The organism is Glaciimonas sp. GG7 (assembly GCF_052976905.1).
In genome coordinates, this window is the sequence record NZ_JBRIIQ010000047.1 from 1 (window position 1) to 24,211 (window position 24,211).

28 protein-coding genes, 1 tRNA gene and 1 pseudogene are annotated in these 24,211 nt (G+C 57.3%); all 30 read right to left on the reverse strand.

Annotation, left to right across the window (positions count from 1 at the left end):
* Positions 1 to 18: 18 nt before the first annotated feature.
* The 30 genes and pseudogenes from ACVBEF_RS12265 to ACVBEF_RS12410 all read right to left on the reverse strand — a co-directional run bounded on the left by ACVBEF_RS12265 (position 19) and on the right by ACVBEF_RS12410 (position 24,171).
* On the reverse strand, positions 19 to 669 hold the full coding sequence (locus tag ACVBEF_RS12265) for a hypothetical protein (RefSeq protein WP_447124229.1): 651 nt from the start codon (positions 667 to 669) through the stop codon (positions 19 to 21).
* 8 nt (positions 670 to 677) lie between these two features.
* Positions 678 to 842, reverse strand: a complete 165-nt coding sequence (locus ACVBEF_RS12270) for a contractile injection system tape measure protein (protein WP_447124230.1) — start codon at positions 840 to 842, stop codon at positions 678 to 680.
* A 7-nt stretch (positions 843 to 849) separates the two neighbouring features.
* A protein-coding gene (locus ACVBEF_RS12275) for an IS5 family transposase (RefSeq protein WP_447121918.1) occupies positions 850 to 1,642 on the reverse strand; the annotation gives its coding sequence in 2 pieces (ribosomal slippage) (positions 850 to 1,371 and positions 1,373 to 1,642; 792 coding nt in all).
* Positions 1,643 to 4,927: a contractile injection system tape measure protein gene (locus ACVBEF_RS12280; protein WP_447124231.1), complete on the reverse strand. Its 3,285-nt coding sequence runs from the start codon at positions 4,925 to 4,927 to the stop codon at positions 1,643 to 1,645.
* Positions 4,924 to 7,290, reverse strand: coding sequence for a hypothetical protein (locus ACVBEF_RS12285; RefSeq protein ID WP_447124232.1), 2,367 nt, complete (start codon positions 7,288 to 7,290; stop codon positions 4,924 to 4,926). The genes ACVBEF_RS12280 and ACVBEF_RS12285 overlap by 4 nt, the downstream gene beginning before the upstream one ends.
* Positions 7,287 to 8,600, reverse strand: a complete 1,314-nt coding sequence (locus ACVBEF_RS12290) for a hypothetical protein (RefSeq protein WP_447124233.1) — start codon at positions 8,598 to 8,600, stop codon at positions 7,287 to 7,289. Before ACVBEF_RS12290 ends, ACVBEF_RS12285 begins: the two co-directional genes overlap by 4 nt.
* 201 nt (positions 8,601 to 8,801) lie before the next feature.
* On the reverse strand, positions 8,802 to 8,990 hold the full coding sequence (locus tag ACVBEF_RS12295; protein WP_447124234.1) for a hypothetical protein: 189 nt from the start codon (positions 8,988 to 8,990) through the stop codon (positions 8,802 to 8,804).
* Between the two features lie 60 nt (positions 8,991 to 9,050).
* Complete coding sequence (locus tag ACVBEF_RS12300) at positions 9,051 to 10,460, reverse strand: hypothetical protein (protein ID WP_447124235.1); 1,410 nt, start codon at positions 10,458 to 10,460, stop codon at positions 9,051 to 9,053.
* Positions 10,411 to 10,989 (reverse strand): hypothetical protein, encoded by a 579-nt coding sequence (locus tag ACVBEF_RS12305; RefSeq protein WP_447124236.1) that lies wholly within the window; start codon positions 10,987 to 10,989, stop codon positions 10,411 to 10,413. The genes ACVBEF_RS12300 and ACVBEF_RS12305 overlap by 50 nt, the downstream gene beginning before the upstream one ends.
* On the reverse strand, positions 10,922 to 11,296 hold the full coding sequence (locus ACVBEF_RS12310; protein WP_447124237.1) for a hypothetical protein: 375 nt from the start codon (positions 11,294 to 11,296) through the stop codon (positions 10,922 to 10,924). Before ACVBEF_RS12310 ends, ACVBEF_RS12305 begins: the two co-directional genes overlap by 68 nt.
* A 13-nt stretch (positions 11,297 to 11,309) precedes the next feature.
* On the reverse strand, positions 11,310 to 11,747 hold the full coding sequence (locus ACVBEF_RS12315) for a GPW/gp25 family protein (RefSeq protein WP_447124238.1): 438 nt from the start codon (positions 11,745 to 11,747) through the stop codon (positions 11,310 to 11,312).
* A 3-nt stretch (positions 11,748 to 11,750) separates the two neighbouring features.
* Positions 11,751 to 12,050, reverse strand: coding sequence for a PAAR domain-containing protein (locus tag ACVBEF_RS12320; RefSeq protein WP_447124239.1), 300 nt, complete (start codon positions 12,048 to 12,050; stop codon positions 11,751 to 11,753).
* Positions 12,051 to 12,208: 158 nt separating this feature from the next.
* On the reverse strand, positions 12,209 to 12,535 hold the full coding sequence (locus ACVBEF_RS12325) for a hypothetical protein (protein ID WP_447124240.1): 327 nt from the start codon (positions 12,533 to 12,535) through the stop codon (positions 12,209 to 12,211).
* Positions 12,505 to 12,678 (reverse strand): hypothetical protein, encoded by a 174-nt coding sequence (locus ACVBEF_RS12330; RefSeq protein ID WP_447124241.1) that lies wholly within the window; start codon positions 12,676 to 12,678, stop codon positions 12,505 to 12,507. Before ACVBEF_RS12330 ends, ACVBEF_RS12325 begins: the two co-directional genes overlap by 31 nt.
* Complete coding sequence (locus tag ACVBEF_RS12335) at positions 12,666 to 13,184, reverse strand: phage baseplate assembly protein V (RefSeq protein WP_447124242.1); 519 nt, start codon at positions 13,182 to 13,184, stop codon at positions 12,666 to 12,668. The genes ACVBEF_RS12330 and ACVBEF_RS12335 overlap by 13 nt, the downstream gene beginning before the upstream one ends.
* Entirely contained in the window at positions 13,181 to 13,519 is a 339-nt protein-coding gene (locus tag ACVBEF_RS12340; protein ID WP_447124243.1) for a hypothetical protein, read from the reverse strand. The genes ACVBEF_RS12335 and ACVBEF_RS12340 overlap by 4 nt, the downstream gene beginning before the upstream one ends.
* A gap of 71 nt (positions 13,520 to 13,590) precedes the next feature.
* Entirely contained in the window at positions 13,591 to 14,025 is a 435-nt protein-coding gene (locus ACVBEF_RS12345; RefSeq protein WP_447124244.1) for a hypothetical protein, read from the reverse strand.
* The gene (locus ACVBEF_RS12350; RefSeq protein WP_447124245.1) at positions 14,022 to 14,717 is read right to left on the reverse strand and encodes a CIS tube protein; all 696 of its coding nucleotides are present in this window, start codon (positions 14,715 to 14,717) and stop codon (positions 14,022 to 14,024) included. Before ACVBEF_RS12350 ends, ACVBEF_RS12345 begins: the two co-directional genes overlap by 4 nt.
* Position 14,718: 1 nt before the next feature.
* A complete protein-coding gene (locus tag ACVBEF_RS12355) occupies positions 14,719 to 14,907 on the reverse strand; it encodes a DUF5908 family protein (protein WP_447124246.1) in 189 nt (62 codons plus the stop codon).
* Positions 14,908 to 14,929: 22 nt separating this feature from the next.
* Complete coding sequence (locus tag ACVBEF_RS12360; protein ID WP_447124247.1) at positions 14,930 to 15,466, reverse strand: phage tail protein; 537 nt, start codon at positions 15,464 to 15,466, stop codon at positions 14,930 to 14,932.
* Positions 15,467 to 15,468: 2 nt separating this feature from the next.
* A complete protein-coding gene (locus ACVBEF_RS12365; protein WP_447124248.1) occupies positions 15,469 to 15,924 on the reverse strand; it encodes a phage tail protein in 456 nt (151 codons plus the stop codon).
* Positions 15,925 to 15,974: 50 nt separating this feature from the next.
* Positions 15,975 to 17,861: a phage tail sheath family protein gene (locus ACVBEF_RS12370; RefSeq protein WP_447124249.1), complete on the reverse strand. Its 1,887-nt coding sequence runs from the start codon at positions 17,859 to 17,861 to the stop codon at positions 15,975 to 15,977.
* A 50-nt stretch (positions 17,862 to 17,911) separates the two neighbouring features.
* Positions 17,912 to 19,120, reverse strand: a complete 1,209-nt coding sequence (locus tag ACVBEF_RS12375) for a hypothetical protein (protein ID WP_447124250.1) — start codon at positions 19,118 to 19,120, stop codon at positions 17,912 to 17,914.
* A pseudogene (locus tag ACVBEF_RS12380) lies at positions 19,120 to 19,716 on the reverse strand (DUF4255 domain-containing protein). Before ACVBEF_RS12380 ends, ACVBEF_RS12375 begins: the two are co-directional and overlap by 1 nt.
* A 420-nt stretch (positions 19,717 to 20,136) precedes the next feature.
* Positions 20,137 to 20,547 (reverse strand): ribbon-helix-helix domain-containing protein, encoded by a 411-nt coding sequence (locus ACVBEF_RS12385; protein ID WP_447124251.1) that lies wholly within the window; start codon positions 20,545 to 20,547, stop codon positions 20,137 to 20,139.
* 96 nt (positions 20,548 to 20,643) lie between these two features.
* Complete coding sequence (locus ACVBEF_RS12390) at positions 20,644 to 21,042, reverse strand: c-type cytochrome (protein ID WP_447124252.1); 399 nt, start codon at positions 21,040 to 21,042, stop codon at positions 20,644 to 20,646.
* Positions 21,042 to 22,610: a GMC family oxidoreductase gene (locus ACVBEF_RS12395; protein ID WP_447124253.1), complete on the reverse strand. Its 1,569-nt coding sequence runs from the start codon at positions 22,608 to 22,610 to the stop codon at positions 21,042 to 21,044. Before ACVBEF_RS12395 ends, ACVBEF_RS12390 begins: the two co-directional genes overlap by 1 nt.
* A gap of 54 nt (positions 22,611 to 22,664) precedes the next feature.
* Positions 22,665 to 23,201 (reverse strand): gluconate 2-dehydrogenase subunit 3 family protein, encoded by a 537-nt coding sequence (locus ACVBEF_RS12400; RefSeq protein ID WP_447124254.1) that lies wholly within the window; start codon positions 23,199 to 23,201, stop codon positions 22,665 to 22,667.
* A 73-nt stretch (positions 23,202 to 23,274) separates the two neighbouring features.
* Positions 23,275 to 23,670: a VOC family protein gene (locus tag ACVBEF_RS12405; protein ID WP_447124255.1), complete on the reverse strand. Its 396-nt coding sequence runs from the start codon at positions 23,668 to 23,670 to the stop codon at positions 23,275 to 23,277.
* A 416-nt stretch (positions 23,671 to 24,086) separates the two neighbouring features.
* A tRNA-Leu gene (locus ACVBEF_RS12410) sits at positions 24,087 to 24,171 on the reverse strand.
* Between the last annotated feature and the right edge of the window lie 40 nt (positions 24,172 to 24,211).

The following is a 24,211-nucleotide window of genomic DNA, read 5'->3' on the forward strand; positions in this document are numbered from 1 at the left end:
GTCTCCGACTCAGTAGTTCTATGCCGAGTACCACGGACAAGCACGAATCGATTCCCACTGGAGTGGTGTGCTGATACGCTCGGCTGGAAACTCAGACAGGGAGGGGATAAATTGATCTTCCCCGGTGAGCAATATTTCCAGGTACTCCCGCGACAAGCGCAATGCGGACGATGAGAACGGCTCAACGGGGCGTTCATGATCGATTTCCAGCACCCGCGCTGCGATCAGTTTATGGTGGACGGCAAACAGGTTGCGCGCTTGTAAGCGCTCGTGCAAGTTTGCTCCGGCCAACAGGAATAGTGCGGTTTCTACCGTGGGCAAGAATCCGCCGTGCGACTGTCCTGTGATTCCGCCGAATTCGCTGAAGCGCCGCTCGATTGCCTTGTTATGGAGCAGGAAGGCATCCAGTGCTTCCGGGGCAATGTGCGGTGCCATGGCCAGAATCAGGATCAGACGTTCTTGTGGGATCAGCGTCATATCGCGCAAAAATGCGGCGAAAGGCCCGTTGCCAGCAGAGACGTCAGGCGGTGCAGTTAGTGCGTCCAAGCCCGGATGCCGGGCTTCCTGACGTGCTGCAAAGCGTTGTTCGATGATGCGCTGGAGCCAGTTCAGCTCGCGTTCGATCATGGCGCTATTGGCGCTGTTGGCGACCATCAAGGGGGCGTTCATTCGTCGCTTTACCATTCAACAGAAAGTGGGTGAGGCATCCAGGGATGCAGAACGACCGAAATACCCCAGGGGAGTTGGTCGAGCAGGATATCGAGCGTCTTGCGCGAGACCGTCAGTGTCCATTTACCCTCGCGCAGGATCAGTCGGCCTTCGCGCTGTAAGAACCTATTCAAAATCTTTTCAACATCTTTTCAAGAGCAAAACGAGAAATGCCAAATTGACGAACTGAAGGCTGGTGTTAAGTTGACGTTCACAGTTCTTCCACAGCCTTCTGCATTTCTCAAGCCATGCAAAAGAGCGTTCCACGACCCAACGCTGAGGCATCACAGCAAAGGTATGAAGCTCATTGCGTTTGGCGATGCTCACGGATGCTCCCAATATTTCGCGTACGCCATCGGCAAAAGGCTCTCCGGTATACCCTCCATCGGCTAGCATATTAACGACTTTGGATAATGATTTTTTGTGTCGTCTCAGCGCTTCCAAAGCGCCTTTTCTATCCGTCACATCGGCCGTTGTCACTGAAATCGCATGCGGTAAGCCTTGGGTATCAACCGCAATATGGCGCTTGATACCCGATACTTTCTTACCGGCGTCATATCCCTTGTACTTTGCCGTATCCGTATTTTTAACACTTTGCGCATCAACGATGACGAACGTGGTCAACGCGCTCCGTCCATTGCTGATGCGGACCACGCCAACTACATTTTTTTAAAGCCTGCTCAAGCAGGCTTAGTCCATCTTCCGACGGCTTCTCTTTCCATAGTTGAAAGTAGTAATACACCGTGGTCTTCTTCGGAAAGTCGCTTGGAATCATATCCCACTGACACCCGCTTTTAAGTAGATACAGAATCGCGCAAAATACGTCGTACACATCAATTTTCCGTGGCTTCGTTCGCTTCCGAGCACTCATCAAGAGCGGCGCTATCTGTTCAAACATCTCGCGGCTTATATCGCTTGGGTATTTTTTTCGCATTTAAACAAAATACATAATTTCAGCCTCATTGGCAAAAAGATTTTGAATAGGTTCTAAGAAGGTCTCGCGCACACCTGCCCGTGAAGTATTTGCAATACTCGGCCAGTGTTCGATCACGGCATTGATCAGGTCACGACAGGCCGCCATTTCGGTGGCGTCAGGCGTGATTGCCCGCGCCACTGGTGTGTCGAGGGTCAGGCCGCACAGCAGTTTGTTGAGCACCAGTTCCGGCTCGGGTGCATCGCAGCGATGGTCCACCATGTATTGCAATAAGTGGACCGCACGTGAGGCGGCCTCGGTGCCGGTGATGCGGGCAACCCCGGCGTCGTCAACGGTGAGCAGACCGAGTTGCTTGAAAAACTGCGGCAGGAAAGGATGGATCAGCACCAGACCGGCATTCGCAATATACATCGTGGTGCCTTCGTCGGGTGGGCGCGAAATAACAGGACGAGCGGGGCGTCTGGCTGGCGCTGATCGCGGTTTGACTGTTGGCATGACTTGCAGCGCGCCGGTCACGTTGGCGTAGCCGCCTTGTTTCGCCATCGCATGCGCTTGGGTGAGCAAGCGCGTTGCAGCATCGGATTGGGATTGCGCCAAAGAGGCTAGCAAGCGTGCTGCGATGGTGCGCGGGAGTGGACGCGGTTGTTCGGCCAACATCGCCAGCAGAGTGCGCCACAGGAGTTGACCAGCATTTTCGCGGGTCCCGCTCTGATGGGTGTGACCCCACGCCGCCAGCATGACCGTCATCGTATCGAGCATAAAGCGTGCTTGCGTCGGCGCGATGCGGTGCAGCAGTCGCGCCAGCACTTCGGCAGGCATGATCGTCGCCCAGCGTTGCCGGGTATCGGGCTGGGACAAGCCTTGCTGCAAGGCTGCGTCTAACGTTGGGTTGTCATGGGCGAGCAGGTCGGCCAGCAGTCGAAACGCTGCGCCAGACAATGGCGTCGCATCGTTGGGGTGACCGGCAAGCCAGTCAAACAACCGGCGCTCATCGGTCGGGCCGGGCCGCTCAAGTGGCGCGGCTACCGGTGTCGGGGGTGGCGCCAGCAAGGGCCTGGCAAGATGGCCCGGGTCGAGCGGTATCCCGGCAATGGTCGCCGCAGCGATCCTGATCTTCAGTGCCTCCAGTACCGCACCATCAAGCCCGGAGGAAAGCGCCGCCAACGGCCCCGGGGCGAGTTGCGTAATGATGGCCGTAACAACGCTGGCGTCATATCGCGCAATGCGCTGCAGGCGTCGTTCAATCTGTTCGGATTGCGCGTCGGCAAACAGGCCGTGCAACGCTGCCACAGACATCCCCGGCAAGTCCGCAAGCAAGGTCTCGATACGGAGATCGGGCATAGCCCACCAAGGCAGTACGCCGGTATCGAGCCAGTGCCGTAACAAGGCCAAATGATCGAGGCGTGGCGCAGGCCAGCTGAGGGCGTCCGGAGCACGCAGTTCATCCCCGCGTAAAGCGGCATCGAGCACTTGCGTCCAGGCCGAGGCCATGCTCGCACCCGGCAGGTCCGCCAGCATGTCGGCCCAGCGTGCCGCCTGATCGGCCTGTCCGGGCAGCAGCGTGGCGATGATTTCGTCAGGCAACATCCAGATCAACAGGCGTTCAATCAGCGCTGCGGTATTACCGGACCCGGCGACCAGCAGACGACGCAGGAGGGCTGCAAATCCGCCCGGATTAGTGGCCGCCAATTCGCTTAAATGTGCACCCTGATCGTGGGGAGAGCCGGTGCGCAAAAAGCGTTCGGCCAGAGCGACGGCGGCCTCCGGATTGCGCCCGGCCACAGCGGACGACCCAACAGATGCGGTAGGCGCACCGGATTGCGGCCATGCGCTCAGAAGCGGGACGATGCCGCCTTGCTCTGTCGTTGCCAGATCGCCTGTTTGCGACCGTACTTCGCCACTCAGCAGCGCCAGCGCTTCCGGCAGAGAACTCGACAGCGGCATGCGTTCGCGCAGAAAATCGAGCGCCTTGGAAAACGCGGTCAGTAGCAGTGAATAGGTCACGCCAGCGCTTGCAGCCAGTCCTTGCAACAACTGCCGCAGCCAGCTAAGCCGGTTAAATTGCGACCCGGCGTCCAACAATAAATAGCGTAAGACCAGCATCCGCATCTGGCGCTCGAAACCATCCGCGCTCAAGGCAAGCTGCGGCCGCGCATGGTGCAGTGCCGACAGATCGACGACATAGGCCAGGATCAGTGCCGCATGCACCGGCTGCAACTGTCCGATCAAATGCGCAAACAGCAATGGCGACATGGGCCGGATCAACATTTCCAGCGCCAGAGGCTGGGTTGCGGTGCGGCGCAGCAGGGCGAGCAAGGATGCAAAGTTGCCTGCCTCGGCGCTGGCAAAGGCATCGGCTGCAGCATAGGCAGGCAGGGCGGATTTCGGCGGCGCTGCATCGATGTGCGAAGCGCGTAGCAATGCATCCAATACACCTAAGAGCGACCCCGTCAGCGGCTGGTGGGTCCGGCTGGTGTTGGCCACGTCATGCAACAGCGCCAGCAAGGCGGCATAGCTGACCCCTTCGGCTGCTACCACGCCTGCGATCAAGGTGGCGAGGTAAGTACGGCGGTTGAACTGGGTCCCTGCCTCGTGCAGCAAATACTCAAGCGTCAACACCCACAGGGCGCGCCGCAGTGAAGATTCGGCTAGTGGCGCTGGCGCGACCATGGGATGGAGCCGCCCGACATCGGCAAGATAGCCGAGGATGAATGATTGGTCCGCCGGGGCGAGTACGCCGAGCAGGGCATGCAGCGCCGTCTGGTCCGCTTGCAGCACCAGACGTTCGATGACGGTGCGCTGCTGTGCATGGCGACGCAGCAGTGCGACCAGTGCCGCCGGTTGCTCCGCCATCAGGCGCGCGATGATTTCTGCCGGCGCGAAAGGCGAGTCGCGACGTCGCATCGGCAACGTGCCGTTGACCAGATAGGCTCCGAATGCATCGAGCAAGGCCAGCGTTGGTGCGCGCGCATAGGTGTGGGCGTCGGGCGCATGCAAGGCCGTTGCGATGGCGTCGGCAAGGGTGCTGCGCAAGGCGCGTTCGAATGCTTCCGGCAATGCGTTTTCCAGCGCGTGGGCGTCAATGTCGCCCAGATCGAGTGTCAGTTTGTCGATCCGTACATGCAAGTCGGTGGGGGCAAGGGCGTCGAATACATTGTCGATGATGTGAGGGATGCGCTGCCAGGCAATCTCCTCGGCGCGGGCACGCAATGCCAGCGCCGAGGTCAGGTCGGGCGTGTCAATCTCAATCTGGAGTTTACCGATGCTGTGCGCAGGCTTGCTCATGTTTCGGTGCCTGCATGGTCAGGCGCAACCGGGTTTGCATCAGCGTGGACTTTGGGTCGCCAAAATTGCCACCATTTTCTTTCCGGCGCAGGCGCTGTTACGAACGCGGGAGCGGACTCTGGTTCTGGGTTTGTCGGTGCATCCGCGAGTGTGGATTGCATGGGCTGCATGGGCAGGATCGGCACGATCTCGGATGGGCCAGACTCCGGCAGTGGCGATGGTGATAGTTCCGGTGAAAGTGCTGGCGGGATATCGAGCTGCACATCCGGCTGCACATCCGTCACCGGCAGCGGCACAGGCACTGCCAGCAGTTTGGCCGGCCGCAAAAAGCGTCTCAGACGGCGGCTGGTTTCGCCGCGCCGTCGGACCGATCCGTGGCGCAGCGCCTCTATCCATTTGTCGTACAGCCGCAAGAAATATTGCATCCTGCGCGCTCCTAGAAAAATGTCCTCGACGACGATATGCGCCGGGGTGTTATCGCGCACGACGGCACGCGCCCGGCGCCGCCAGCCATCGTTGAGAATGTCCTCTGTCTGATGTTCATTCATGGGTTCATCCATGGCAGCCATCACGGCACTGATGCGAAAACTGCATTCGTCCGTGACCTGTTCATCGAGCGTGCCATGGCGCAGCAGGACCCACTCCACGATGATGAGGCGTTCGCGTTCGAGCGGGTGTTCGGTAGCGCTCGGCGCTGTGTCAACATCGAGCAGCGCCAGTTCGATCCGGCAGCGAATTTCCAGACCGGCCATCGGACGCAGCGGCATCGCCCGCCGATAGTCGAAACCACGGCCACGATCACGCGTGGCAGGCACGACCCGTGTGAGCAGCGTGCGTTTGGCCTGCAGCAAGGCGGGGCCGCGCACACCGCGTGCGTCTAGTCCCGAGGCATACAGTGAGAGCAACAAGTCGAGGATGGCTGACTGGCGTTTGAAGACCGGGTCGTGGGCTGCGATTAGTTCGGTGAGCTGTTGATCATAGTGCCGGGCATCCACGAGAGGAAGAACATTGGGGACGATACCGATCAACGATTGGCTGGCATAGGTTTTGTCGCCGCCGGTATTGATCGAAAACAGGTCGCGCACAAAGGCGAGCTGGCTGAAAAAATCGGCCATTAACTGATCGAACGCCATCAGGTAGCCCTTGAGCTGTTTGGCCTGAGCGCGACGCCGTGCATCGGCCTCCGACGGCAGGCCGAAATAGCCAATGCCATACACCGCAGGAAATTGATCCTGCACCGAGCTGTAGGTTGTCAAGTCGTTGCCCTGACCAACCGGAGGGCAATAGTAGTGGCTATATTCAGTCCATAGCGCCGGGGTCTGGCGCTGTACCGTCCATTTTCTGTCGAGCAAACGGCGCACCCGGTTTGGATTCGGTGTGCACACCACGCCGCCTTTGAACAGGCGCAAGGTATCGAAGCGACCGCGTGCGCTGGTTTGCAGCCGCAAGATACAACCTTCGGCCACAGCGATCGTATCGTTGACGGTGTAGACATCGTTGCCTACATGCACCGTCAAGGTATCAATCGACAACACGCCCGGAATTTCGACCATCGCTTCGAGCAAGGTTTCGACCACCACGTTACGCGGCAGCGGCGTGAGTTGGTCATCGGCGATGAAGCCGCGCAGCATCAGCGAACCGAGGAAGATCTCCGAGGTCGTCAGGCCCAATGCCTGTTGTTCGGCCAGCGATCTGCGTTTCGGCTCCGGCGTGAGCGTCAGGCCCAAAGTGAAGAGCAATTGCGCGAGCATTTCATCGGGATCGCTGGCGTCGTCGAGGTAGATATTGGCGTCGACGCGTGCCGGGATTTGCCACAGTACGTGGCACGTTTGAAGGTCCTCGCACAAGGCTCTGTGTGCGCTGTAGCAATCGCGTACGCGTGTGATGAGCGCGTCATTGTCGTTGGCCGTATGGTCGCACTCGCAGTCCTCAGAGTACGCCAGAACGGTGATCCGGTAGAGCCCGCAAACGCCTTGGTCTTTGGCTGGGACCGGCGTGAACCAGACGTTGGCGACCTCGGACACCCGGTCGATGATCAGGCGGCGCAAGTCGTTGATGGTCACCGGATTGATCGGCATGATCGCCCACGCCGGGTAGAGTCCCTGACGCGGCAAGGCAATCTCCCCCGTTAGCGGCGCACCGAGCAGATCCTCGACCGGAATATCGGCTCGATAGGACAGCTCGGTCAGTGCATAGCACAGCTGTTCGAGGATGGTGACGCCAGGGTCGGAATAATTGAAGTTGGTCCAGACGTTGCCGGAAAGCGCTTGCACTAGCGCTGTCCCTTCGGCTAACAGTTTGCTGTAGTCAAGGCCAGTCGCTTCGGGCGCTTTGCGCGCGATGGTGCCGCAAGGAGGGTTCACGTGGGTTCTCCGTTGGCGGACAAGGTCATGACGTCGGTGCTGATCAATTGGTGGGTCAGCACCGTGGTGTAGTAAGGCCGGATCGCTGTGCAGAGGCCTTCCGGCACGAGCTTGAACGAACGCATGCCGCGCACGTAGGGGCGGTTGCGCACAAAGTGGGCGACTTCTTGCGCGCTGTAGTAATTCTCTGGTCGCGGACCCAAGGCTTGCGAGGGCCAAGGCGAAAGAAAGTCGACCAGTTCGGTATTGAGCCTGCTGATGCAAGCGGGTATCGCGTCATCGTCGGTAAAAATCAGGTTGGCTTTCACGCACAGACGTTGATAAGGCGGGTTCGTGACGCTCAGTTCAACGAAGGGGCTGATCCGCTCGGCAAGCCAGGCGGCGATCTGGCCGAGCATCTGCGCGTCGTTAGACGGGACGGTCGGATCGACCACGCCCGGTGTGTCTCGACCCGGCACGGCCACGACCCAGACATGACCGGGCAGAGGTATTTGTTGACCATCGCTCGTCGGTGTGACGGCTACCTGCCACAGCGACGGATATGCAGCCAGCACCAGACTGGCGTAGTCCCAGCCCTGGATGCCATAGTCTTTATGACGCAACCGTTCTGCCAGCCACATGTCGAAGGCCGGGCCGGTCGCTTTGGCTCTGCCGCCGAAGGAGGTCGTTGCTTGTGTGATGCTGCCGACGCCTGGCAAGGCTGCTATCGGCTTGGTGATGGTGCCGGGCAGCAGCGGCAGATCGAGATTGTCGGCACCGCCCGGTCCCACCCAGGTGGCGCTTGCCGCGTTGGTGGACAGTCCCACCAGCAAGGGAAACAGCGCGGCGTCCCCTTGGTCGAATCCGATCCGCAAGCGTAACAAGGGCGCGTCCTTTGTCGCGTCTTGCACGAAGCGGACGATGCCGGGTTTGCGCAGGCCGTCGGTGTTGTCGCTGTAGGGGGCGATGGTATTCCATCCCGGATTGGCCGACTCGCTCCAATAAAACCAGCTTGGTATCGGCGTAGTGGTCGGCCAGCCGCTCTCTGGCGGGGCCAGTTGGAACAGCAAGCTGACTTCTTGCGCCGGGACGGACAGGTCGATATACAGCACGCCTGCCTGCATGATCGGTGCCAACAGAGGCACTGTGCCAGCGCAGCTCCAGTCCACCGCTGCAACTTCGTCAAACGGGCAGAGGTGGAACAACGTGGCGACACTTGCGCCGCCGTCCGGCAAGGGCAGCATGGCAGCGGCTGTGTAATTGACGCTGACGGCTGCGGCCATCGGCAGCCACGGTTGATTAGGAAAGCTGACAGTGGCGTCGGTCGCCATGCATTTTTGGATGCAATCCTAGAGGAATCGACTAGGGTCGCGTTCAGTGCGGTTTGCGCGTTGCTCACTGCCGAAGCAATGACTGCCCGCGTACCCTTGCCTTTGGCATACGCTCCTGGCACGCTGGTCCCGGCGGCCAGCAGCGCTGCGCCTGACCGGTCGGGACCGGGACCGAGGTGGCCAGCGCGGTTGCATGCGCGCTTAACCACTGCGCCAGATTGTCGTGCAGCGTACTGCGCTGCGCCGATTGCCTGCCCGGATGCAGTATGCGGCCAGTCGCGAGCTGGTGTCTGGCAAGGCCAGCGCTGCCGTCAGGCTGGCTTGCCATGCGGCCTTTTCGTCGGCGGTCGCGGCGCTGGCGGCAATAGCGCCTTGGATGGTCGTGACCACCATTGCGTCCAGACTGGCGACGACCTGTTGACTGCGCTTTGGATGCGCTGTTTGAATTGTTTATCGGGCGTGGTGGTGCAGATGGCCGATAACAGAGCGAGTTGCGCAGTTGCGCCTGCGGCCCAACCATCCTGCCCGCATTGTTGGGCGCAGGCAGAGGCGGCGGCGGTCAATTGCAATGAGGCGGCCATCACGTTCGGGGCATACAAGATGTCGCCGAAGGCGTATGTCGGTTGGGTCAGGGTCAGGCTGACATAGCTCATCGCCGGGTTGTCGTCGGGCCGGCAGGTTGGTTGCGACCACGGGAACCAGCACCGTTTGCGGCAGCGGCATGGCCGCTGGTACCGGTACTGGCTCGCCTTGCGTGGTCTGGAACAGGTATGGCGTCGAGGTGGCGCTGATCTGCCAGGTTCCCGGATTGACGACGCCCATGTCCACGGTAAAGCTGGCGTTGTCGAACAGGCTGCCAGCGCAGCGCTTGCCGTCGGCATCGATGACGTAGCCTTGGTAGTAGCCGGAAAAGCCGGTGCTGGTGACGGGCAAACCGGACCATGTGATCGCCATCGTGAAATGGCTGACCTGCTTGACAAACAATTCGGGTGCATTGAAGGCGAATACGGCGTTTTGAACCGGCGGCGACCCGAACAGTGGGAAGGGTTTGTCAGCGTTGGCCGCACCGGATGGAGTGATCATTTGGGCGGCAGTCAAGTCATCGACGCCGACGTCGATAGACAGCGCCGAGAGCACCGCACAAGACAGCACTGTATAGGGATAGACCGTGACATCGTCCACCGGCACGCCCTGTTGTATCAGGCTGGCGTAGAGCGTGGGCGTACTGATGTCAGGAACCGCACAGTTGGGGGCCGGTGGCAGGGCGCAGGCCACCCACGCGGCGGCGTCCTGGCCGAGTGTGAATGACAGGTTGTAGCAGCCATCGGAATTGACGACGGTATAGGCTGGAATATCGATCCAGCCTTCGGTACTCGAATAACGCAGTGAGAACGCCTGTCCTAGCAGTTGTGTCAGCTGGGCAGGCAAGGTGGCGGCGCTGGCATTGAGGCCATAAGCGCCAAACGCGCTAATCAGATCATCCTCGCACACCGGCGCGATACCCAATCCGAGCGTGATCGTTCTGCCGCCGCCGGTGAGCATCAGGCACGGACTGGCCACAGCAAAGCCGAGTGTCGCCAGCGTGCTGACAAGTGCGCCGTCGATGCCAGTGTCGTTCGCCCCGAACAGGGGAAAGGGGGCTGCGATAGCGGGCGGCGTTGCGGCCAGTTTGACCGTGCCGCTCAGTACCTGGGCTGCGGCAACTGCCGTTTGCGGGGCCAGTGTCAGGGTGCGCAGCATCGCCACCGAAGTCGCATCGACTGTCAGCGCCGCATCCAGCGCGTAGGTGATGGACTGGCCGTCCTTGTCTTTACCGGCGAGAAGTCGTGCCTTTGGTAATGCTGGTTTGTGCGACGCCAACGCTGGGCGTGAATGACAGTATCAGTTGGTCCGGGCGTTCGTTGCGTGCATCCTGACGCAATATATCGCTCTGATAAAACGTGACCAGATGGCGTGGAAAGCGATTGATGCTCTCTTGCGCATGGCCGAATAGTTGGGCAAAGGCATCCCATAAACCCGATTGCGGGGGATGCGTATGGTCTTGCAATGACGTTTCAAGCTGCGCTAAATCAGCGGCGCGCGCTTTGGTCAGCACGTCGATCAAGGAGGCGACGAGATCATCGAGCAGCGCGATCAGGTCCTCTAACCAGTTGTCGGCGTTGTGTGCATGGTGGCCGAGGCGATGCTCAGCATTTTCTCCATTGAGGTGAAGCACCAGACGTCTGGCTTGTTCGACGAGCAAATGGTGCAGTTGCGCTGCAATCAGATCGGCCAGCGCATGTTCCAGGCTGGCGAAGCTGACACGGGCGATTCTGCCCGGCTCAACCATCACGATCAGACGCACCAGTATTTTTTGCAGAAGCGCCCAGTGGGCCAGTCTTTGTTCCACTTCGTGCGCGCTGCGTCAGCGCTTGCAGCAGCCGTTCGAGTGCAGTTTCCATATCCGGCAGGTCAAGCGTGGCGCGCAAGGCCAGCTTGATACTGGGGTCGTCCGAGAAGAACGCAGACCAGTCACCATCGATGGTATCGGTGAGGTCATAAAAATGAATGAGCGTGCCATATTCAGCGGCGAACGCGAGCAGGTCTGCCAGGCTGCGCCCGTCGACTTTCACCCGTTCGGGCGCGGGGGCTTGCAACTTGCGTTGGCGCTGGCTCATCGCATTGTTAAGGGCACCGCTGTCGGGTTGCACAATCATTGCAAAGAATCTTTCATAACGGCGGCAGCGCTAACGTGGCTTCGGTCAGATAAAAGGGAAACACCATGCTCAGGGAGTTGGTCTGGCGCACGATGTAATCGATGCTTATCGTCAGGCCGCCGCTTTGCGGGGCCATTTCCTTGATGTCGATATTGGTCACGTCGATGCGCGGCTCCCAGTCCAGAATCGCCTTCTGGATGTTCGAACTGATGGTGTTGGCCATGGTCGTGGTCAGGGCGTCAAAAACCCGCAGGCCGAGGCTGCTGCCATAGGTGGCCAGCATGATGCGTTCGCCGATGGTGGTGGAAAACAGCACCCACAGACACTGCCGGATGTTTAAGTCGTCGCTCGACATGCGCACTTGCGCCGGACTGCGCTCGAAGGTGGGCGGAAAGGTCCAGCCGGTGCCGAGGAATTGCGCGGTGTTGTTATTTTTGTTGTTGTCGGCCATCGCCTAGCCTCCGATCATCACGGTCGGAAGGCCGAGTACGACGCTGCCGCCGTGGGCTGTGCTGTCACCCATTCGGGCGGCTGGCCTGCCGCCGATGAGGACGGTGGCCGAGCCTTTGATGATCGAGTCGGGCGGGCCGACGCAGACGCACATGTCGCCTACGCAGGCTGCTGGCAGACCGCCAATGAGAACGGTCGGCGCGCCGGGGCCGGTCACCGGGCCGCCCACATGGGGGATGGGTGGCACGCCGGGTGTGACCATCGGGCAAACATGCATGTCGGTTACGCGAGAGGCTGGGGGCATTCGAAATCCTGTGCTGAGAGTTGATTGTGAGACTGGTGCCGACCTATGCACTTAACAACCCGTTCGGACTGAGTAGGCACAAAGTGCCGTATCGAAGAATCGCTAACGCACGCGTATACTTCGATACGCCCTGACGGGCTACTCAGTACGAACGGTGTTTAAACGCAACATATCAGCCCCCCTAATTGATTTTTACCAAGCTGCCCTGCACGGTCACGATCCCGCTCGAGGTCAGTTTTGCCTCGGCGGATCCCTTGTGCGGCAAAACTGGTATCGGCTTTTGCGGCGATGGTCGCCCCGGCAATGCTCACGCCAGCGGTTCCTGTGAGTGAGAGCTTGCCTTGTGCGCTCAAGACGATGTCGGTTTTTGCGGTCATCGTAATTTTGCTGGCGCTGTCGAGCGTGATGCCGCTGTCGGCCAGCGTGACGGTGTTGCCGTTGTTGTCTTTGAGAGTCAGCGTGCCAGTCTTGTCGTCGATGCGCACGCTTTGTTTTTCGGCGTGGAGATCTCGATGGCACCCTCCTCTTCAAAAAAATCGATGCGCAGTTTGTTGCGGGTGACGATGGACTTTTGGTTGTTCTTGGCGTCCGGGGTCACCGGTGGCGATTTTTTTGCTATATAGCGCACCGACGATGATGGGAGCGTGGGTCGCCGTTCATGAAGGCGACCACGACTTCGTCGCCAATCTCGGGGTAGAACTCAGCGCCGAAACCGTTGGAGGCGTAGAAACTGCCCAGACGCGCCCACAGGCCCAGCGTGCCTGCTTGCATCAGCGGCAGCGAAACCTGAACCCGGAATTCACCCTCCGGATCGGCGTCGGTTTTGAGGACGATCCCGGTTTGCAGGTTGGCCGCTGCCGGTAATTGACCGGACGCGCCGGGGGCGGCGATTCTTGGGGCGGTGGCGGCGAACCATTGCGGCGAGAGGCCGATCTCGATCGTTGTGGTCCATAGGCCGAGTGCAGAATGCTGGCGTACGCCGGAGACGTAGGCCGCGCCGTTGAAACGGTCGCCCAGCCCGTCAAGGGTGACCATGCTGCCGACGACGGCCAACGCGCAGCCTTGGAAGCTGACCTCGCCGCGGATCTTGGCCAGCCGCGTCATCAGCAGTTCGGCGGATGACCATGCGGTCAATCGGCACTGGCCAGGGTTGCCCCGGTTTGCTGCACAAACTGCTTGACGCCAAATACTTCGGCCAGTGTTTCGGAATCGATATTGCCCGGCGTCTTGACGTCGGTACTGGCCCGGCCCGAGGCGGAGATGGCCTGTGTCGTCGGGTCCCATGCGTAGCTTTGAATGGCGGCTGCGGCGTACTGGGTGGAGGCGTCCATCTCGCCGCGAAAGCTGAGGATTGAATCGCCATAGGTCAGAGTCAGCACCGGTGCGCTACTGGTGACGGGTGGGGCGACCGTGATGGTGGCGTCGGCGGTGATGACGACCATGCCGTTCAATTGGGCACGGATGAGCATGAGGTCCCAGTCCGAGCAATAGAACTGCACGATAGACGGCTGCACCGGGGTGGTTGTGGTGACGGCGGCTTTCAGGCCCGCTCTCCGATCAATTTTTGCATGACAGCGCTGTCGCTCATGTTCTCGAAGATGGCGTTCTTGCGCGCTAACGTCATGACCATGGCGGGGTCGGCGGCTTCGACGATGAGGTGCGAAAAACCGTTTTGGACGATGTCGATCCCCTGTTGGTAAATCAGGCCGGAGAATACTTGCGTTTGTTCATCGTCGTAACCGAGGCTAATCTCCAGCTTCGCGCCGGGAATCAGGGTAGGGGTTTCGCTGATCGGAAAGGTGGCCTCGTTCGGGCTGCCGTCGGCGATGACTAAGCGCGCCTTGGGCAATTTGTTGACGCCAGTCCAGATGTCGATGGAGATGACCTGATAGCTGCTGTTGAGCGGCTGGCCGTTGGCGACGATCTTGACCGCGACGTCGGTGCCGGCCAGTTGGGTGGGTGAAAATGCGGTCATGTTTGTGTTCCGGAAAGCGGTGGAAACACCAATTGCGTACCCGGACGCAATTGGCGAAAGTTGAGGACATTGTTGAACTTGGCGACTTTTAGGTAGTAGCCGCTATTGCCGTAAATCCGGTGGCACAGGCCCGGCAGGGTGTCGCCAGCCAGGACGGTGACCAAGTGCGTCATGTCGGGAGACTTTTTATTGGCCTCCAATTCAATCTGCTTTTCGCTCTTGAACGAGAGAAAAGTGACGGCCAGTCTGGCGCGCAGCGGTGTGCCGTTCGGCTTGAACAAGGTATAGGTAATGTTGAGCTTGGTGAGCACGCATTGAAATTGCAGCTGTGCCCAGGACAGTTTCAGAAAGTTCGGTCGATGAATATTGCCGTTGACGTTAATCGTCATGGCGGTGAAGGTGGCAATCAGGCCTGCGACGCCGTCGGACGGCAGGGGCGTGCCCGGTATCGGTGGCGGAATCACACCGGTGGCGTCAAACATCAGGTCGAAGGAAATGCTTTCCTGTCCGACTTTGTTGAACTCGGGCGAATTGCCGCTGCTGCCCGGGGCCTGTCGGTCGACGTAGCTAATGTTACGGTCGCGTGTATAGGAGGCCGGATTGATCCAGACCGTGAACGGCGTGCCGACCGGGGAGGTGTATTGCTCATCAGAAAACGCACTGATGACCATGTGTTCGAGGCTGCCGGCCATGTTAACGCTGCGTCAGTTTGTGCATCGCTTGCAGGACCTCGCGCACGCATTCCTGGATGATTTGTGCGCGGTCGTCAGGCCGTAGCGCGGGCGTCTGGCCTGGCTGGTTATGAGGTGTGGGTGCTGCGTATTTCTCGTTGTGGTCGCTGACTGCCATGCGCACGCCGATTTCACCGATTTCTAACGCCATAGTCGGTTCCTTGTTGGTAGGTTTAACCTGAGATGAGTGATGCAACAGAGCCAGACATGTTGTTGCTGTCGTTGTGTAGCATGCGTGTGATCGTTGCATAAGAAAACTCGAGTACCTCGGTGAGGACTTCGTTTTTTAATGCATCGAAGGGGCCGCTCACCCAGCGTACTGGCCATGCGCGATAAATATTCCATGTCACCAGCGGCGCGCGGTCGGCCCCTAGCAGCATCACGGTCAATGTTTGCGTGAGGATAGGTTCGTTGAGGGTGGAGCCGATTGTTTGCGCTGCCCATTCCGACAGAAACGACGACTGCGTGACGTAGCCGCGCCGCAAGACCAGATTGGGGGTCTTGGTGACGCCGGGGAGTTGGTGGACGAAGCGGTTTTCACCGCCCTCGGCCACCGACTCGGTCTCTATCTTGGCCTCCAGCCCGGACGCCTCCTGAAAACTGGCATCGGCAATGCTGCTCAGTTGCAAGTTGGTGCCGGTTCCCGCCACCTTGACGGTAAACGAGAATGCTGGCGGTGGGTAATAGACATTGGCCATCTTATTAGCCACCTTTACGGCGCTGAAATAACCATCATTTCAAACGCGATATCAACGCTCTCAACAGCTACTTCATTGCCTTCAGACTTCAGTTCGGTGCCGGTCACCTTGATGGGAAAGGCGTTGTTCAACGTCCAGACCATTTTCGGTGCAGCCGTTTCATCGAGCAGACTGACGACGATGGTTAAGCGTGCGACCGTGTTCATCTTGATTTGATTGAACCAGGCCCATAGCGCCGTGTCATTGACGAAGATACCTTTGCGCATCGTCACATTGCCGACCTTGCCCAAGCCCGGCATTTTGATAGGAAAAAAACTCGGGCTGTCGCCATGCCGGTATTCGATCGGTGTGACCTCGGTACTGAGGCCGGTGACTTCCTGAAAACTGACGGTTCCTGAGGGTAGACCGGTTACCGAAAAATAGAACTTCGGTAACGGCCAAACGGTTGCTGATTGGGTTTCGCCTGCCATGATGTGCTCCTGCTATTGCGTTAAAAGGAATGCGGGTAAATGCCCGGGGATCAAGTGCCTTGCATGGTTTGGCTGAACGTGAGTTCGATGAATTCAGCTGGATGGATCAGTTGCACCGTGACGTTGACTATCATGTAGCCGTTAAGCACATCCAGTCCGCTCATAGTGGTGGGTACGCCGCACGCAACTGTAAAGGCGTCGCTGGCTTTGTCGCCCATTAATCCACCGGCCTGCCAGAACTGGGTCAGGAAATTCGAGATCGTCGCGGTGACCGTAGCCCAGGTGCCGCCATCATTGGCTGCGAACACAAATTGTTGTAACGCGGTCTTGATCGATTGCTCGATGTAGATCAGCGTGCGGCGTACCTGAATGTAGCGATAGTCGAGACTATTGCCGTCAAGGGTGCGGGCACCCCAGACGACGGTGCCGCGGTTGACCATGGCGCGCAGGATGTCGATAGCGTTACCGTTGAGCGGAACGTTGAAATCGCCTTGTTCCTCGTCGGTCAAGACTACTTTGGGAGCGATGATTTCGTTGAGACTGACGTTGGCCGGGGCATTCCAGACGCCGCGATTGGCATCGTTCTTGGTCCAGACGCCAGCCATGACGCCACTTGGCGGGACGACGTTGAGTTGGTTGGCAAGTATTTGCTGAACCTGACCCAGGAGCGGAACGGCGTTGGTCAGATACTGGTCCAGCGCCTTCATGGCAGGGGCATCGGTACTGGCTGGCGAGGGGGTGGTGGTGGTGAGCATCGACAGCAATCGAGGAGTCGTTGTTATCACGCCTGCGATGTTTGTTGGCACTCCATTGCTTGTTATATCGGCGACCGGAAACGCTGCGGCAATGTGCGCTGCTACGTTTTGAAATTTCACCGAATAGGTTGTAGTTGTGGTTGTGCTTGTTTTTGTTGAATCTTTGGTGTCGACGGTGGTAGTGGTGGTGACGACGGACGGGTAGAGGGCAAGCGCCTGCGAGGTCAGCAGATTGTTCATCAATGTGATGCTGTCGGTTGTGTCCGAGGCACCCCATAGATTGTCGTAGAGGAGATCGCTTGCCGACAGCAGTGACGATTCAAGTGCCGGACCGTAGGCTGCTCCATAGCTGAACGCATCGGCTGCCGTATTGATGGTGGTATAGAAAGCGTTGGCCTCGGCAGTCATGGCCGTAGCTGTCCAGTTCGACGATTCCAATGCGCCGGGCATGTCAATGATGGCGACTCTGTCTTGCAAGGCCGCGGACTGTTCCAGCATTTCTACTACGACTGGTTGATACTCCGTATACAGACCTCCAATGAGCGTGGTCAGCAGGCAGGCTTCTGGCACTACGAGCATGGTGCCGCCTCTGGTCACCTTCGATACCTTAAGGCCTTCAATCAGATCATCCTTGTTAACTGGAACAGGATCGGTGCCGAACTTTGGCGTGACACTTTGTTCGCCCCAATAGTTTTTCACTGAGATGACAAAACAATTTCCGCCGCCGTTGGCGAAGAACAACTGCATTGATGCATAGAGATTGAACTGGGGAATGACTTTTACAGGCAGGGCCGGAGCAGCAGTCAATGTATCGGCGCTGGCGCTCACTACAGGGGCCAGTGAAGTGCCGATAACATAGTAGTCGTTCGTGGTGGTAAGAACGTCTTTCTCGAGCGTCGTGGACTTGGCCTGGATGTCGTAGTTTGTTACATCCGCTGTTTCGATGAGACCCTTGGCGCTGAAGCCGTAGCCGAAGTAGCTGGTGTAATCAGCCATGGAACTCAATGCGATCGGCTGAAGATACAGCGGTTTTCCGCTGGAAGGATCGGCTGCGGTTTCGGTATAACCAATAAAGATCGGCACCGCTGTCGCGACACCAACGATGGACGGCGGGAAAGCCGGAAACTCCGTCACGTAGACGCCAGGCGTCTTCCGGGTTTTTGTAAGAGCGGTGCTCGACATGGACTCTTTTCCTTATTTGTTAACGCATTGGCAGAATTGCCGGATCAAACTCAAACATAAACAAAAATTTCAGAAATTCCTGGTGAGGATTGCTGATCGGGGCCCGGCCACACAGGTGCACTGGCGGCAACCGGCAGACGGGTAATCTTGATCGGATTTTCATAACCGTTGGCGTCACGCCGCTGGCCGGTCAGTTGAAAATGCAGCGGTGATTTTTGACGCAAAGGCAGGGCCGACTGCGAGGAGAAGACGATCGCCGTTGTACCATCGGGCAGGATGGTGGGTTCCGGCTCCTCGGTAAACACCGCCTCCGTTCCTTTGATCTGCAATTGATTGAGCGTCCCGGCGGGGTCTTGTGACACCACGAAATATCGCCAGCAAGTGCGGCGTGCGTCGAAAGCCAGTCGATAGGAGACGTAGGTAAAAATCGGCTCTTGTATGCCATCGTGCGTCAGCGAAATCGGATACACCCCCGTGGCTTGCGGCGTCGGCTGCATGAATAACATATCTAGCAGGACCATCGAATCAGGCTGTTGCGCGACATAGAGGACAGTCCACGGATAGGTCCCATCCTCGACCGGTTGGTCATCTTTGTCGGTTGCACTAATCGTATACAGGTCGTAGGGCAGTTTGCTCAGATCAAGGGCGACATGTTTGGAGCTATCGATAATGCGCATCAGAATCACGGCGGCTCCCGCAATATCTGTGACGGTCACCCACACGGCGTTGGGTGGAAAATCGAGCGCGAGCGCATTGCTGACTACCGGATAGAGCGCTTCGGTTCCCATGAATTGGCCTGCGTTCAGTACCACCGTCGCGTCGTCCTTGTGCGACTGGCTATTGCAGCCGTAGAGGTTGGTCTGGGTCGTCTTGGTGGCGACAGGCAGCTCGGTGATGGTGACGAAGAGTGGATTTTGCAGGCGCATGGAAAAGGTCAGGCGCTCCCAGTATTGGGTCCCGGAGTCGGCGTTCTTGGCGTTCTCGGCGCTCTCCAACAGATAAGCGAGCAGGTTAGCGCGCCTGCCTTTTTCAATGAATACAGTGAAGCCGGTGCGTTCGGCCCTGAACGCCATGCCGAACTTTGACATGAACTGCGCACTCGATGGCGTGGGCGCGATCGTAAAGTCAGGACACAAAGCATCGTTCAAGGTGTAGTAATTGTGGGTAACGGTGACGCTGAATAACTTCATCAAAATGTTATTCGTGTCGGCTGGTCGAAATGCCAGCGATTTCGATTGATTACTACGATTGCTGCGCATTATTTGTCGTCCACAGCGTCAGGCGTTTCCGAGACGCCATGCCCCATGACGCCATAGGTGCGGGACTGCATGGCGGTCGAATCGAAGGCCAATAAACGTAATTTGTAAAACGCGGCCGGCAAATACTTGGTTCCTAAAATACTCATGATGTAGTTGACGTCAACCGGCGACAGGTTTTCCATGTCGAGTGTAACTTTGTCCACGCCCGGTGGCAGGTCGGGCGCGTTGGTTTGCGTGAAAGTGGGGTTTTGCTAAAAAAAGGAAATGATTCCCGAGATGGCGGCGAGGCCATCGGCATAGTTTTTGTCGGAGAAATTGGCCATGAACATCAGATACAAATTGATGTAAATCGGCGGCTTGACCACTGCAAACCCATCCGGCCCAGGTCGCGCCGGGGTGTAAGTGCTGATGGTGTTTTCGCGGGTGATGTTGTAGAGCGTCAGGACGACCTTGTCGCGGATCGCTTCATGAGTCGCACCGTTATGGTCGGCCAGATTGGAGAGTACAACCCAATCGTCGGTGCGGCGGTCAATGTTTTGCATGTATTCATTGGCCGACTTACAAATGACTTCCAGAGTGTCGCGAATGTTCGACATAGTTGGGGCGTGTTATCTGGGTCAGTTGGTGCTATTGATCGAATAACGCAATGCTCGGTTTTGTTGTAACCGAGCATCCTCATCATGCGAGATAAATGCGGTGAGTATTCCGATGAATGCTGACAATTGCTGACAAAATGCAAGAAAGATTATGGTCGCCGGATGCAGCACTTTAGTAAGTGCGGTACTGGAGCAACTTACTTTTCTGTATGGCAGCGGGTGCGATGCGATACCGGGATAGTATTTCAGCCGCCCATTACCGGCAGATGAAATGACCGCGCTGTTGCAGCGCGGTGCAAGTTTGGGGCTTGGTGTAGAGAGGCTTACTTATGTTGCGTGAGTGCGGATCAAACGAAGCATACTGCGCTTGAACTTTATGTCGTCCTGTTTTTCGTCCTGTTAAAGAGGCCGATACGAAAATTAAGCCACAGACATTTTCTTAGCGATCATGTGCAACACCACCGTATCCGACGGTCGTGCCTTGCGTAGCGTTTTGGTTTTGTCGGCCACTGCGGCAACCGCTATGGCCTCGCGCCGTCCTAACAACAGAGATTCTTTGTCTTCTTGCAACGCGACACTGGAGAGATAGCGCATACAGCTCACTCTCAGGAAGGCGCAAAAATTGCTGATCTTGCCCTGCTGCTGAATGATCTCGGCATACAACTGGCTGATCAATTGGTTGGTGGTCAGGTCGTCTTTACGCGCAATGCGCGCCAGAATGTCCCAACAAAGATTTTCCAGCCGAACGCTGGTCACTACACCGTGAATGCGGATGGATCGGGTCCGTAATTCATACTGGATCGGATCGGCTTTCAAATAGATTTCGCACATGTCTGGTCTCTTTATTTTTATCGTCCCAACATCTCAACATTTCAACCTCCCCCCGACGTGTGGTGCTGACGTCGGGGGGAGGTTGCTCCATTGCTATCAATGTAACGTCTTTAGATACTCAACGAGTAACTGACGCTTTTCCGGATCGTCCTGGTGATACATCATGACCGTCTCTGGCGCGACAACTTGCGGGTCTTCCAACCATTTATTAAGCAATGCTTCGGTCCATACCTGGCCGTTGAGGGCCTTGGTGAACCCTGCCGAATAGACCATCCCGGGAGCGACCCCGGCATGGCGACCGACGACGCCGTACAGATTCGGACCTTGACGATTCGGTTCACCGGCGGCGGCTGAATGGCAGGTTGCGCATTGCATTTTAAATAGTTTCTCACCTGATAGTATCTGATCGGCTATTGCATTGCTACTGATGAGTAAGCTCATTAAAGCACCGATCAAAGCACGGAACAAAAACAAGTTGCGCGCGCCGGAGCGCACTACAACTCCTTCCTGGACATCGATTGACTGATAAATTCAGCCTGCCGGATCGCCAGGGCGACGATGGTCAACGTTGGATTTTCTGAGGCCCCGCTGGTGAACTGACTGCCATCGGAGACAAACAGATTTTTGATGTCATGGGTCTGCCCCCATTTGTTGACGACGCCATCTTTGGCTTTGGCACTCATCCGATTCGTTCCCAGATTGTGGGTCGAAGGGTAGGGTGGTGTGAGGATGGTGCGCTTGGCACCGATTGCGGTGTAGAGCGCTGCGCCTTGCTGGTAGGCGTGCTTACGCATCGCAAGATCGTTTTCATGGTCGCTGAACTGTACGTTCGGAATCGGCAAACCGAACTGATCTTTTTCGGTGGCATGCAGCGTCACGCCGTTGCTCTCCTGCGCCAGATCTTCGCCGATGACCCACATTCCGGCCATGTTGTCGTAAGCATCCATGGCGGACGAAAAGTCACGGCCCCACGTGCCGGGGTCCAGAAAGGCGGCCATAAACGGCACTCCGAGCGAGACCGTTTCCATTTCATAACCGCCGACAAAACCCCGGCTGGTATCGTGCCGCGATTCGTCGCGGACGATCCCTGCCATGGTGGTTCCGCGGAACATATGTACCGGCTTGTCGAACACCGCGTAGACCGAGCCGGTCATGTGGCGCATGTAGTTTTGCCCGACCTGGTGCGAAGAATTCGCCAGACCGTTGGGGAACATCGGTGAGGCGGAGTTGAGTAGCAAGCGCGGTGATTCGATGGAGTTGCCGGCCACGCACACGATGCGCGCTTTCTGGAAACTGCGATTGCCCTTGGCGTCGCTGTACAACACACCGGTCGCCAATCCGGCGGCATTATGTTCAATCTTCAATACCTGCGCGTCGGAGCGCACTTCGAGATGTCCGGTGCGCTCGCCTTTTGGTATTTCGGTATATAGCGTTGACCATTTCGCACCCGATTTGCAGCCCTGAAAGCAAAACCCGATCTGCTGGCAGGAGCCACGTCCGTCGCGCGGCTGGGAGTTAATGGCCATATTGCCGCTATGGAAATCTTTGTAACCCATCTTTTTGGCACCGGCAGCCAGTACTTTGTAGTTGTTATTGCCCGGCAAGCGCGGAATGCCATTGGTGCCGGTGACGCCCATCTTATATTCGGCCTTTTCGTAATAAGGCGTCAGTTCGGCTAGCGTAATTGGCCAGTCAAGTAAGTTCGCGCCTTTAATCGCGCCGTAGACGGTACGGGTTTTGAATTCATGCTCCTGAAACCGCAAGGACGCGCCAGCCCAATGCACGGTAGAGCCGCCGACTGCTTTGACGATCCAGGTCGGCAAATTAGGGAAGTCCTTGGCGATGCGCCAGGTGCCGGATGTTGTACGTTTATCGAGCCAGGAAATTTTGCTGAACATCGGCCATTCGTCATTCTCAAAATCACTGATTTCGTGGCGCTTTCCGGCTTCCAGAATGACGACGTTAATGCCCTTTTGTGCCAGTTCATTGCCTAGCGTTCCTCCGCCTGCACCGGAACCGATAATCACTACGACTTCTTCATCTAATTTAAATTTTGCGGCCATGACAGTCTCCTCGTTATTTTTTTATGGGTGCAGCAATGCGCTATTGATTTAACGCTAGACCAACTCCATCCAGTTCTGATCATTGAAACCGCGATTGATATAACCGCCCAATTCGGCTGATGAGCCTTGATATCCCAGCTTGCCCCATACGGTCGGCTGATTGTATAAACTCACCACCAGGTCGCCGCGGATTTTGGCGAAGAATGGGGTTTTCTCCATGGCGGTCAAAATCACCAGCCGGTTTTTTTCATCCGGTATCTGGATATACGGCTTGCCAAACTGTTGCATCGAGGCCTGATCTGCGGCGGCTATGCCATCGATCAGTAACTTGCGCAGAGCAGGATCTTCCTTGATCTGGTCGCCATAGATGGCAACGGCTTTGACGTACAGCCCATCATCAAACTGGTCATGCGGAAAAATATCGCGTGCGATCTTCGTCAACGTCGCGAAGCTGGCCGCTCCCAGCAGTTCTTCGGCGACGGCTTGATTCGATACGAATAAACTGGGAATACCGCCGGTGGCACCCGCTATCGAGCCGGCTGAGGCAATCTTGAGGAATTTCCGACGTTTTGGTTGTTCTGGTGTATGCATTTTTTGTCTCCAGCTATTATTTTTTTGGACTACGACTTTTTAGAAGTACACGAGATGTCAGCAATTGAGTGAGTTAGTGATAGTGGCCCCATTTCTCCAGTACTTCGATTTTGTAACCGTCTGGATCGGTAACAAAGAAAAACCGCGCCAGCAGCGCATCATCTTGTTTGAACTCCTTAATATTGGTAGGAACAGAGCCCAGCGCCGTCAGTTTTGCGTGCATCTCATCGAGATTGTCGGTGGCAAAAGCGTAGTGGCCATAACCGTCACCATGCGTGTACGGATCGACCCGGTCATGGTTATGCGTGAGTTCAATCTCGAAGTCATTTTCGGGATTGCGCAAATAGATCAGCGTAAAGTCCGGGAAGCTGAGCTTGTGCGAGATGTCGAAGCCGAATGCATCGCGGTAGAAGTGATGTGAGCGTTCGGGATCGATGACCCGGATCATGGTGTGGATAATTTTGGGCATTTGACAACCGGGTGAAGAAAAGGAACCTTATTATTCTCCTCCGCGCAGATGCCGTGGTAACACTGTAATACTACTTTCGTCATGCCAGTGTTTGCCCACTTTATGGGTATGTTGAAGGCGATTTTTGCGCTTGTCCACGCGATAAGAATGACTCATTCATCCGAGTGCCGTAAGGACAGGCGGCGCAGTGGTTGTTTCTGTGCTCCAAATGTTCGCGCGCAACGGGGGTGTTTATCGATGCATGGCAAAAAAACCTGACGCAGTGAACGCCATATTTTTGTTGCAAGTGGGTGTGTGAAGGGGTGCGAGATCGCTGAGTAGCAACGAACGATAAATCCGTTCTACAAACAAAAAACCCGCGTTCTCCAGAAGAGAAACACGGGTTATTGGACTTGCTTATTTTTGCTACTTATTCTTGGTGCCGAGAGCCGGAATCGAACCGGCACGCCTTACGGCGCGGGATTTTGAGTCCCGTGCGTCTACCTGTTCCGCCATCTCGGCAACGCGTCCGCTATTATGGCCTATTTGTATGATGCGATCA